At 59.5% G+C, this 11,535-nt stretch carries 11 protein-coding genes; 8 read left to right on the forward strand and 3 right to left on the reverse strand.

Features of this window, described 5'->3' with window-relative positions; all coding sequences use genetic code 11:
* Positions 1-86 precede the first annotated feature (86 nt).
* The 8 genes from GA0061103_RS23175 to GA0061103_RS23205 all read left to right on the forward strand — a co-directional run bounded on the left by GA0061103_RS23175 (position 87) and on the right by GA0061103_RS23205 (position 6,807).
* Positions 87-710, forward strand: a complete 624-nt coding sequence (locus GA0061103_RS23175) for a flavodoxin family protein (RefSeq protein ID WP_092715364.1) — start codon at positions 87-89, stop codon at positions 708-710.
* Positions 703-1,575 (forward strand): sigma-70 family RNA polymerase sigma factor, encoded by an 873-nt coding sequence (locus GA0061103_RS23180; protein WP_092715366.1) that lies wholly within the window; start codon positions 703-705, stop codon positions 1,573-1,575. Before GA0061103_RS23175 ends, GA0061103_RS23180 begins: the two co-directional genes overlap by 8 nt.
* Before the next feature lie 73 nt (positions 1,576-1,648).
* A complete protein-coding gene (locus GA0061103_RS23185; protein ID WP_208603560.1) occupies positions 1,649-2,158 on the forward strand; it encodes a GNAT family N-acetyltransferase in 510 nt (169 codons plus the stop codon).
* Positions 2,159-2,237: 79 nt separating this feature from the next.
* Positions 2,238-2,390, forward strand: coding sequence for a hypothetical protein (locus GA0061103_RS35105; RefSeq protein WP_162747640.1), 153 nt, complete (start codon positions 2,238-2,240; stop codon positions 2,388-2,390).
* A 100-nt stretch (positions 2,391-2,490) separates the two neighbouring features.
* The gene (locus GA0061103_RS23190; protein WP_092715368.1) at positions 2,491-3,666 is read left to right on the forward strand and encodes a septal ring lytic transglycosylase RlpA family protein; all 1,176 of its coding nucleotides are present in this window, start codon (positions 2,491-2,493) and stop codon (positions 3,664-3,666) included.
* Positions 3,667-3,736: 70 nt separating this feature from the next.
* The gene (locus GA0061103_RS23195) at positions 3,737-4,948 is read left to right on the forward strand and encodes a D-alanyl-D-alanine carboxypeptidase family protein (RefSeq protein ID WP_092715370.1); all 1,212 of its coding nucleotides are present in this window, start codon (positions 3,737-3,739) and stop codon (positions 4,946-4,948) included.
* A gap of 153 nt (positions 4,949-5,101) precedes the next feature.
* A complete protein-coding gene (tmk, locus tag GA0061103_RS23200) occupies positions 5,102-5,779 on the forward strand; it encodes a dTMP kinase (RefSeq protein WP_092715372.1) in 678 nt (225 codons plus the stop codon).
* A complete protein-coding gene (locus GA0061103_RS23205; protein ID WP_092715374.1) occupies positions 5,776-6,807 on the forward strand; it encodes a DNA polymerase III subunit delta' in 1,032 nt (343 codons plus the stop codon). Before tmk ends, GA0061103_RS23205 begins: the two co-directional genes overlap by 4 nt.
* A 137-nt stretch (positions 6,808-6,944) precedes the next feature.
* Here the strand turns inward: GA0061103_RS23205 and GA0061103_RS23210 are convergent, their stop codons facing one another.
* The 3 genes from GA0061103_RS23210 to GA0061103_RS23220 all read right to left on the reverse strand — a co-directional run bounded on the left by GA0061103_RS23210 (position 6,945) and on the right by GA0061103_RS23220 (position 11,322).
* A complete protein-coding gene (locus tag GA0061103_RS23210; protein WP_245304848.1) occupies positions 6,945-9,431 on the reverse strand; it encodes a glycogen/starch/alpha-glucan phosphorylase in 2,487 nt (828 codons plus the stop codon).
* A 335-nt stretch (positions 9,432-9,766) separates the two neighbouring features.
* Complete coding sequence (locus tag GA0061103_RS23215) at positions 9,767-10,393, reverse strand: cysteine hydrolase family protein (protein WP_092715375.1); 627 nt, start codon at positions 10,391-10,393, stop codon at positions 9,767-9,769.
* A gap of 185 nt (positions 10,394-10,578) precedes the next feature.
* Positions 10,579-11,322 carry a sulfite exporter TauE/SafE family protein gene (locus tag GA0061103_RS23220; RefSeq protein ID WP_425349539.1) on the reverse strand — a complete coding sequence of 248 codons (744 nt, stop codon included), beginning with the start codon at positions 11,320-11,322 and terminating at the stop codon, positions 10,579-10,581.
* Positions 11,323-11,535: the final 213 nt, after the last annotated feature.

The following is an 11,535-nucleotide window of genomic DNA, read 5'->3' on the forward strand; positions in this document are numbered from 1 at the left end:
CCATCGAGAATGAAGCAGGACGTGTCACATTGGGAATTCCTGTCTTGTCTTGTCCTTCGCAACACCAATTTCGAAGGAGATGACACATGATCCGCCAGCGCATCGCAATCGTCTATCATAGCGGCTATGGACATACGGGCCGGCAAGCCGAAGCCGTCAGGGCAGGGGTGGAAGAGGTCGCAGGTGCAGAGGCCATGCTTTTGACCGTGGACGAGGTGGCGGGCCACTGGGAGGATCTCAATGCGGCGCAGGCGATCATCTTCGGCTCGCCGACCTATATGGGTGCGGTTTCCGCGCCATTCAAAGCATTCCAGGAGGCAACGTCGAATGCGGTTCTCGCCAGAGGCTATCTCTGGAAGGATAAGATCGCAGCCGGCTTCACCACCTCCGGATCACAATCCGGCGACAAGCTTTCGACGCTGATGCAGATGGTGATCTTCGCAGCTCAGCACGGCATGCATTGGGTCGGCCTCGATCTGCCGCCGGCAAACTGCTCTTCGACAGGCTCGGAGGATGATATGAACCGTCTCGGCTTCTGGCTTGGCGCGGCCGCACAGGCGAACACGGATGAAGGCCCCGAAACCGCGCCGCCCGCATCCGATCTTGCCACCGCACGCCATCTGGGAAAACGTGTGGCGCTGGCTACGCTGCAATTCGTTCGCGGCCGTGACTTCAATCCATTTCCACGCGAGCTTGCGGCCCATGAGTGAAACGGCCTCCGACCCGATCTTTTCCGAGCTGCGTCCACGCCTTGTCCGGCTTGCTTACAGGATGCTCGGGTCGGTCGCGGATGCGGAAGACATCGTGCAGGATAGCTGGCTGCGCTGGCTGGCGACCGATCGTGCTTCCGTTCGCGAACCGGCGGCATTCCTGCGGACTATCGTCACCAGACTTTGTCTGAACGAGCTGAAATCGGCGCGCCGCCGCCGGGAGTCCTATGTGGGCTCCTGGCTGCCCGAGCCGATCTTCGATCCGGAGGACGGCGATGCCGGCGACGATATAACCATGCCATTGATGCTGGCGCTGGAGCGCCTTTCACCGCTGGAACGGGCCGCCTTTCTTCTGCATGATGTGTTCGGCATGAATTTCGATGAGATCTCCCTGGCAATTGGTCGCGAGGCGACCGCCTGTCGCAAGCTTGCCAGCCGGGCGAGGGCACATGTCACCGAGGCCCGGCCGCGCTTCGCTGTCGGCAAGGAAGAAGGGCTCAAGCTTGCCACGGCCTTCTTCACGGCGTCGAGAACGGGAGACATGGCCTCTCTTCAAGCCTTGCTTTCCGAGGACGTCGTTGTCCATGCCGACGGCGGCGGCAAGGTGCCGACATCGCAGCGACCACACATCGGGCTTTCTGCCACCATGCGGCTTCATGAGCAGCTGGCGCGAATTTTCCGCGCGCATCCCTCGCAACTGATCCACTATGCCGTCATCGATGGCTTGCCGGGCTTCGTGACAATTGAAGGCGACAACGTGGTGCAGACGACCGCGCTGCAGGTCGAACGGGAAAAAATCGTCGCCATCTACTGCACCCGCAACCCGGATAAACTGCAGCACATTATCGGCGCCTTGCCGCATTGATGGTTGACGGCACGAAGAGCGAGATGCGAAACCCTCATCTTCTTCGCGCCGCTATGGCGCTTCGGCAAAGAGGATGGGCATGCAGCGCTTCAGCATACGCCGTCTATATCGTGACGACGCTTCGATGTTCAGGGAGATCCGCCTGGAAGGACTGGCCCGCCACCCGGAAGCATTTGGCGCATCTCACGAAGAAGAACTGGACTATTCGCTGACGCAGCTTGGCGACAGGATTGAAAACGGTGCGGTATTTGGCGGCTTTGCGGATGACGGAACGCTGGTTGGCGTCGCTGCGGTCGCACGATCAAAGAGCGCGAAAATGCGCCATATCGCCACGATCTGGGGAGTGTATGTACGCCCGGAAGGGCGAGGTACCGGCCTGTCGCGTTCCCTGATGATCGCGGCAATCGACGAGGCGAGACAAACATGCCGCTCGATCCGGCTCACCGTCGCATCTTCCAACGCGGCAGCCATTCGCCTCTATGAATCCCTTGGCTTCAAAGCCTGGGCGGTCGATACGGATGCGCTAAAGGTCGGCGAGATCTATCATGACGAAATACTGATGCGTCTTGATACAAGCACCTGAGAAAACTGCGCCAAATCTCCCCATCGCAATCCCAGCTCAATGACAAACCGAGTGCATCTGTTGCAATCCGGAACGACCGATGACGACCGGAAAACAGGTCATTACCGGAGCGGGATGGTCGTGGCCGACACTACTTACAGCCGGCAGCGCTTTACTGGGCATTAACCATGATCTTCAGAAATTCTTCGGTGCGCTCAATTTGCATCGCAAAATGGACAAACTGCAATCATGATTAAAGCACCGTTAGGTGATTGGAGCGTAGCAGGATACCGGAATGAGGGACGTACCGGTAGCAAACCTCCGTCAAAGTAATGAGTAGCGGCTTGGGACAGATGAAATTCGAAAATCGTGCGGTGACATACGCAACGGGTATGCGTTGGTTTGCTCTCTCACTGATGTGCGCAACCATCACGGCCTGCGGAACGTCTCAGAAGGTCGCTTCCACGCGCCAACACGGCAAGGAATATTTCTCCGAGAAGGAATATGGCGTGAAGGCGAGCCCTCGCGTCGTCAACAACGGCCCCGTGCCGAAGGGCGGCGGTCGCTTCATGGTCGGCAATCCCTATCAGGTGAAGGGCAAGTGGTACTATCCCAAGGAAGATTTCGGCTATAACAAGGTCGGCATCGCTTCATGGTATGGTTCGGCATTTCACGGCCGCCTGACCGCCAACGGCGAAGTCTACGACCAGCAGTCGCTGACCGCCGCCCATCCGACCTTCCCGCTGCCGAGCTATGCCCGCGTCACCAACGTCGAAACCGGCTCCTCCATCATCGTTCGCGTCAACGATCGTGGCCCATACCATCCCGGCCGCATCATCGACCTTTCGAACAAGACGGCACAGCTGCTTGACCTTCAGCATAGCGGCACGGGCGACGTGCGCGTGCAATATGTCGGCCGCGCCCGCATGGATGGCCATGACGATCCCTATCTGATGGCGTCCTATATTCCGAAGGGATCGCGACTGCCCAGCATCAATCCGGGTGGCCAGATCGCAACCGGCGTGATGGTGGCTTCTGCCGGCCGGATGACCGCCGATCAGCTGCCAGATTCGTATACCCCAACACCGACGCGCGCCAGCCGTCAGGTGCGCAATTTTGATGCTGCTCCGGCGATCGCACCCGTCCCACGTCAGTCGCCTTATTCGACGACGGCTTTCGCCGGCTCGACCCCGGATGGCGGTTACAACGCCACCAAGCGCAACGACCCGCCACCGATGATGTGGAATGGCGGGGCGATGCCTGCGGCGGAAGCGGCGGACCCGACCATGATCGTGCTTCCGCGGATCGGCCCGATCCCCCGCGAGCGGCCGGATTTCTCTCCGCGTCTGGCAAGCCAAGGGGACCAGTCCCTTGGCTCCATGGTTGCCGGCTATCAGGAAGCGCCGATCAAAACAGTTTATGTCGACCTCGCTTTCGATGCCGTCATGGTTCGCAACGACGGCCTTACGCAGGAATCGATTCTCTCGTCCTATCGCCGCCAGCATCAGGGTACGACGCAGGTCGATTGATCGGCGTCATTGCCTGAATCTTAACCCGTCACTAAAATAATCGTGCCGGTGGTCGGATGAAGGGGACGATATGCCAAAGCGCTTGATTCTTTTGTTCCTTTTGCTCCTCGGGTTCGCGAATGTCGCGGCCTTCGCGCAGCCGGCCGCACCAGGCGCTTTCGACACGAAAGCTGCGCAGGCATTCATGATCGAGGCGTCGACCGGCACTATTCTGCTTGCCAAAAACGAGGATCAGCTGATTTCGCCGGCGTCGCTTGCGAAACTGATGACGCTGGATGTCGTTTTCGACGCGATCGGGCGAGGGGAGATCAACCTCGACACCGAATATCCCGTCTCGGAAAATGCCTGGCGGACGGGCGGCGCTCCCTCGCGTGCATCGACGATGTTCGCAGCCCTGAAATCGCGCATCCGCGTCGGCGATTTGATGCAGGGTATAGCCGTGCAGCAGGCGAACGACGCATGCATCGTTCTTGCGGAAGGCATGTCCATCAGTGAGCGCGAATTCGCGCGGCGCATGAATGCGCGTGCCCGCGAAATCGGCATGTCTCGATCGACCTTCACCAATTCGACCGGCCTGCCCGATGCCAACGATCCCAATGCCGGGGGCAAGGTCTCCGCGCGGGAGATGGTGATGCTTGCGCAGGACCTGCAGGAGAAGCACCCGGATCTCTATAAATATTTCGGGCAGGCCGACTTTACCTGGAACAAGATCTATCAGCGCAACAAGAACCCGATGCTTCTGCTCAATATCGGCGTGGATGGCCTGGGGCTCGGCTTTGCCGAAGGCGAAGGCTTTTCGATCGTCGCCTCCATTCAGCGCGACGGCCGCCGGCTGTTCCTGGCGCTGGGAGGTCTGAAGAGCGACAAGGAACGTATCGAGGAGACGCGCCGTGTCCTTGAATGGGGCCTCAGCAATTTCAAGAGCCAGCGTATTTTCGCCGATGGTGAGGTGATTGGTGACGCCAGCGTCTATGGCGGCGCTGCTTCCACCGTCGGCTTGCAGGCGAAAATACCCGTCGATGTCTATGTTCCGATCGAGACGCCGGATCGGCTTTCAGCGCGCATCGTCTATCGCTGGCCTCTGACGGCGCCGGTGGCCGCGGGTTACGAAGCCGGCACCCTTCGCGTATTCCTGGGCGCGCGTCTTGTGCGCGAGCTGCCACTCTATACGAAGGAATCGGTCGAGCAGGGCACATTGGGTCGCCGCGCCTTCGATGCCTTCATGGAACTGACGGAATCGCTGCTGTTCTCCTGGCTGTGGGACAAGCCTTTGCCGACGTGAGTGGGCCATAAGGCTCGCGAAATCTCTGTTCACACCCCATATAGAGTGGCGGAGACCGGGACATGCACGGTTCCACCTGGACATGTCTTGGGTTAAACAGGATGCGTATCGCACGCCGCACGAATGGCACGCGAAAAGTGCAGGACATGATCATTGGCTGATGCAAACGGATTATTCGTAAGCTTCGAAGGCGGCGAGGGGGCTGGCAAGTCCACCCAGATTCGCCGCCTGGCTGAGCGGTTGCGCGAGCGTGGCCATGAGGTTCTGGTAACGCGCGAACCTGGAGGCTCGCCCGGCGCAGAGGCGGTGCGGCACGTCCTGCTTTCGGGAGCAGCGGAAATGTTCGGTACGCGCATGGAAGCCATTCTCTTCGCTGCGGCCCGCAATGATCACGTCGAGGATGTCATTCGCCCGGCACTTTCGCGCGGCACCATCGTGCTTTGCGATCGGTTCGTGGATTCTTCCCGCGTCTATCAGGGCGTGACCGGCAATCTCGAGCCTGACTATATCGAAGCCCTGCAACGGGTTGCCGTCAACGGCGTCGTTCCGCATTGCACGCTCATTCTCGACATTCCCGCGAAAGTCGGCTTGGAGCGTGCACGCAAGCGCGCCTCCGCCGTCACCGCACCCGATCGCTTCGAGAAGGAAGAGATGCAGACGCATGAGAAGCGCCGCGAGGCGTTCCTCGATATCGCCGCCCGCGAGCCCGAGCGTTGTCACGTCATCGATGCTCAGAAGTCGGAAGATGAGATCGCCGCTGAAATCGCCGGGATTGTCGACAAGCGGCTCGGTGCCGCCAATATCGCCGCAGGATCGGAAGCGGCGCAATGAGCGATGAACGTCCGGGCGTCCTCGACGGCGCCATTCCTCCGCAAGACAATGCGAAGCTCTTCGGCCATGAGGAGGCGGAAGCCTTTCTCGCGCAATCCTATCGCTCCGGCAAAGGCCACCACGCCATGCTGATCGAAGGGCCTGAGGGCATCGGCAAGGCAACGCTCGCCTTCCGTTTCGCCAATTATGTCCTCTCCCATCCCGATCCGGCATCCGCGCCGGAGACGATCGGCGATCCCGATCCGGCATCGGTGGTCAGCCGGCAGATTTCCGGCGGAGCATCGCATAATCTGCTGCATTTGAGCCGGCCTGTTGACGACAAGACAGGTAAGGTGAAGTCCGCGATCACCGTGGACGAAGTGCGCCGCGCCGGAAAATTCTTCTCGCAGACCTCAGGCACCGGCAACTGGCGGATCGTCATCATCGATCCCGCCGATGATCTCAATCGCAACGCGGCCAACGCCATCCTGAAAATCCTCGAGGAACCGCCGAAGCGCGCTTTGTTCCTCGTATTGTCGCATGCGCCGGGCCGGCTTCTGCCGACGATCCGCTCACGCTGCCTGCCTTTGAAACTTGCGCCGCTCGGCGATGATGACTTGCGCATGGCGCTCGAAAATCTCGGCGTGCCGCCGGGGCAGAGGAGTGAATTGCTCTCAGCTGCCAAGGGCAGCGTCAGCGAGGCGCTCAAGCTCCTGAACTACGGCGGTGGCGAGATCATCGAGGCCTATCGCCAGGTGCTTTCGGCTGATGGACCCGCGGCCCGCAAGGCGATGCACCGCCTGGCCGATGCGCTTTCCGGCAAGGACAGCGACACGATCTTTGGTTTCTTCCTGTCACATATCGGCGATGACATCATCGACCGGGCTCGCGCTGCCGCGCTTGGCGGCTCCATTTCCACGGCCGAGAGGTTGGCCCGGCTGCACTCCGAGACCACTGAGCGATTGAACGTATCCCAGGCGTACAATCTCGACCGCAAGCAGACGCTCATCACCATCCTCGGCGAACTCAAGCAGCAGCTTTCGGCGTAAATTCACCGCGTTGCGCCTGACGAAACGCAGCCGCATACCTTTTGAATTACGAGCGAAAACCACTAACGCGCACTTGCGGTCCAACGTGGACAGGTACCGGCGGCAAGCAATGCCTGTCCGCAATGATCGTATATGCCTCAGAGAACCGGGCAGGGCTGCATGTTCCAGACTTCCTCGGCATATTGCGAGATGGCGCGATCGGATGAGAATTTGCCCGAGCCGGCGACGTTGAGGATCGCCTTGCGAGCCCATGCGCCGCGATCGCCATAAAGCGTGCTGAGTGCTTCGTCCGCATTGAGGTAAGAGACGATATCGGCCAGATGCATGTAACGGTCGCCGTTCTTCAGAAGCACGTCGTGCAGGGCCGAAAACGCGCCCGGTTCATTTGCGCTGAAATAGTTCTGGGCGATCAGATCGAGCGCATGGCGCGTTTCGGCATCATTCTCATAATGCCAATAAGGGTTGTACCAGCCGCGGCCGTCAGAGACCTCCTGGGCGGTCAGACCGAAGAGGAAGAAGTTTTCCTCGCCGGCCTCTTCGGCCATTTCGATCGTCGCACCATCCCGCGTGCCGAGTGTCAGCGCGCCGTTCATCATGAATTTCATGTTGCTGGTGCCGCTGGCTTCGAAGCCGGCCGTGGAGATCTGGTTCGAAACATCGGCGGCCGGAATGAGCCGCTCTGCGAGCGAAACGCAATAATCCGGAAGGAAGACCACCTTGATCCGGCCGGCCACCAGCGGATCCTTCTCGATCGTCAGTGCGAGATTATTGATGAATTTGATGATGAGCTTGGCGATCTTGTAGGCAGGCGCCGCCTTGCCCGCGAAGAAGAAGGTACGCGGGGCCATGTTCATGCCGGGATTGGCGCGGAGACGGCTGTAGAGAATGATGACGCGGAGCGCATTCAGCAGTTGCCGTTTGTATTCGTGGATTCTCTTGATGTGACAATCGAAGATGCTGTCGGGATCGACAATCTGCCCGCTGCTTTCCTTCAACCAGCTGGCGAAACGCACCTTGGCATGTCGTTTTGCACCGAGGAAGGCCTCGCGGAATGCCGCATCGTCCGCTAGCGGCTTCAGCCGGCCGATCTGGTCGAAATCGGCCACCCAATTGTTGCCGATCGCCTCAGAAATGACGTCCGACAGCTCTGGATTGGCAAGACGCACCCATCGGCGAGGCGTCACGCCATTGGTCTTGTTGTTGAAACGCTCCGGGTATAGCTCGGCAAAATCGCGTACCGTCGTGGTCCGCAGCAGCTCGGAATGGATGGCGGCAACGCCGTTGGTGCTGTGCGATCCAACGATCGCAACATGCGCCATGCGGACCTTGTCCTCGTGTCCCTCCTCGATGAGGCTGACACGCTCCACGAGTTTGTCATCTCCCGGATGGCGATTGCGCACATCATCGAGAAAACGGCGGTTGATTTCATAGATGATTTCGAGCTGGCGTGGCAGCATCTGCCGGAAGTAATGCAGCGGCCACTTTTCCAGCGCCTCCGGCAGCAGCGTGTGGTTGGTATAGGCGAGCGTGCGCTGTGTCAGATCCCAGGCCTGGTCCCAGCCGAGATGCACGTCATCGAGAAGGATGCGCATCAGCTCCGGCACGGTCAGCGCCGGATGGGTATCGTTCATCTGTATGGCTACCTTGTTCGGAAGCTCGTTCCAGTCGTCATTGTCGCGGCGGAAGCGGCGCAGCAGATCGGCGAGCGAGCAGGCAACCAGGAAATATTCCTGCGCGAAACGCAGGCTCTGTCCCATCTCGGTGGAATCATCGGGATAGAGCACGCGTGTCAGCGTTTGTGCCGCGATGCTGCCGACGAGCGCACCGACGAAATCGCCAGAGCTGAATTCCTGGAAATCGAAATAGTCCGGTGCAGCAGCGCTCCACAGACGCAGGCTGTTGATCGTCTTTCCGCCGAAGCCAACGATCGGCCGGTCATAGGGGACGCCGATGAGGGTCGAAGGCTTGTTGGCGATGATCGTCAGCGCGCCCTGATGCATTTCGAAGCTGCATCCAAGCTTCACCTCGACGAACTGGCCGCGGCGCGATACTTCCCACGGATCCTGGCGTCGCAGCCAGTTGTCCGGCTGTTCGTGCTGCCATCCATCCTCTATCGCTTGGCGGAACATGCCGTATTCATAGCGCAGGCCATAACCCATGGCCGGCAGTTCCATGCTGGCCATCGAATCGAGGAAGCAGGCCGCCAGCCGCCCGAGACCACCGTTGCCGAGACCGGCGTCCGGCTCCTGTTCGAGAAGATCAAGCCAGTCGAGGTTCGCCTCGCGGCTGGTGCTTTCGATGAACCGGTCGAGCACGAGGTTCATGACATTGTTGCTCATCGACCGGCCAATCAGGAATTCCATCGACATATAGTAGACGCGCTTGGGATTTGCCTGATCGTAGGTGCGCTGGGTCCTGATCCAGCGTTCGGCCAGAATGTCGCGAACCGAACGCGCCATGGCTTCGAAACGCTGTCGCTGATAGGCCGTTGCCGGCTCCACCAGGGCGTCGGAGAGAAGATGACGCTCGAAAAATGTATCGGCCTGCCCAAGGTAAGGCATGGAACTCAGATTTGGGAGATGGGCATGCTTTTCGACAGCATCGGCATGAATCAATTCGTCCACAACCTTCTCCTTTGAAATCAATTAGAGATTTTATAGTGCGCGTTCGGCCTTCGCCGCCCGACGGCGCGTATGCGCCAACATTCGATGGACGTTACGATTTTTCGACCGCAGAAATGTGACGCATCCTGACCGTCAGCATGGCGTCCACTCCAGGGCGGGCAGCCTTACTGGCCATAGGGCGAGCTATAGTGAATTAGCACGCAGCGAAGCGTAGGAGATGCTTTCTGGCGGAAGAACCAGCACTCCATGATCCGACTGCCGTCCTCTATGAGATGGCGGCAACCCTCCGCCGGATCATATGGCGGCCATTTGCCGATATCGTGAACTGGTGATTTTCATCGCGTTCCGGAGACGGCACTTACAAACTCGTTCGAAGTCGTCACGATCGTATCGCCGAGGAAACGCAATGCGTCGATGGAGCGCATGGCTGCGGTTTCGTCTCCATGACCGCAGGCGTCTTCGATGACGATGGGAACGATCCCAAGATCGGCGGCATGTCGACATGTCGGCTCGATGCCGATTTCCGTGGCGATGCCGCAAATCGCCAGCGAGGAAAGCCCCGCATCGCGCATGGCCAATTGCAATGGTGTTCCTTCGAATGCAGACATGCCCAGCTTGTCAAAGACGAAGTCCTGCTCTTGCGGACGAAGTTCCGGCACGATCTCGACCGCCTCGCTGCCCCGAAGGAACCAGGGGTGCACCTTTTCCGGGTCGTCCGTGCGCTGCCAAGCCATTGCCATACGGGTCGCAAACAAACCCATCCATGGCTTGGGCAACGAAAGATGGCGGCAGAAGGCCACTCGGATGCCTGCACTTCTGGCCGCGGCCACGATCGTTGCAATGCGCCGGATTGTTTCATCCGAGCCTTTGACTTGCCGAGCGATGCCGATCTGCATGTCGTACACCAGCAATGCGGTTCGATTTGGAGAAAGCCAATCGGCGAGCGTCGTGGGTATGGTCATTGGCACAACATCCCTGACTGCGGTCGAGGGTTCTTTTTAGGGTAAGTGGGTCCCCTTGCATAGCGTCGCCATTGGCGCTGCAAGAATTGGCAGTTCCTCCACTGCTGGCATGATGCTGTCCATCCGATAATCGAACCCGGTTGGCGGCGCTCACCCCATAATTCTGCATTTCTCTATGAACTGCCCTAGGAAAAGATCAGCTTCCAGGCGACGATCGCCAGCGTGACGGCAAGGATGATGCGCACGGACCGCTCATGCAGGCGCGGCGCCAGCAGACTGCCTGCGACGATGCCGGGGATCGATCCCACCAGCAAGGCGAAGAGCATCGTCCAGTTGATCTCGCCGATGAACCAGTAGCCCATACCGCCGATCAGGGTCAGCGGCACGGCATGGACGATGTCCGAGCCGACAATTTCGCGGACATCCGTCTGCGGATAGAGCACCAAAAGCACCGTGACGCCGAGCGCGCCGGCGCCGACGGATGTCATCGTAACGAGAATGCCGAGTACAAGGCCGAGAATGACCGTCAGCATGGCGATGCTGCGCGGCGATATTGTTCCGCGTTCGCCGCGCCACTTGCGGATGGCTTCGAGAATCTGGCCACGGAAAATCAGCATCAACGCCGTCAGAAGCAGAAGGCCGCCAAGCGAGAGGGTAATGGTATGGGCGACGGCCGGGCTCTCGCGATTGACGCCTGCCATGATCCAGAGCATGACAAGCGCCGCCGGAACGCTGCCTGAAGCGAGAAGACTGACAACTCTCCAATTGACCCGTCCGTGCATGCCGTGCACGGCCGTTCCAGCCGTCTTGGTGATTGCGGCATAGAGCAAATCGGTTCCAACGGCCGTTGCCGGATGGACGCCGAAGAGAAGCACGAGGAGGGGGGTCATCAGCGAACCGCCGCCGACCCCCGTAATGCCCACCAGCATGCCGACGAAAAAGCCGGAAAAGGAATAAAGCGGCTGAAAGGAATCAATCAAACTCAAATTCACGGCCTCTTGAAGCCGTTAGACAGACCAATACATAAAACGATGAAATTCACGGCCACGTCTGTCCTGCGCTCCACTCTTCCGAAGGGGTAAAGGCGAGGCGGAGTCGTGTCAAGCAAGGTGCCATCCCGAAGTTCCGAATGCTGCGAGCGC

The sequence above is a fragment of the Martinezella multihospitum genome (genome assembly GCF_900094585.1).
GTDB classification, from domain to species: domain Bacteria; phylum Pseudomonadota; class Alphaproteobacteria; order Rhizobiales; family Rhizobiaceae; genus Rhizobium; species Rhizobium multihospitium.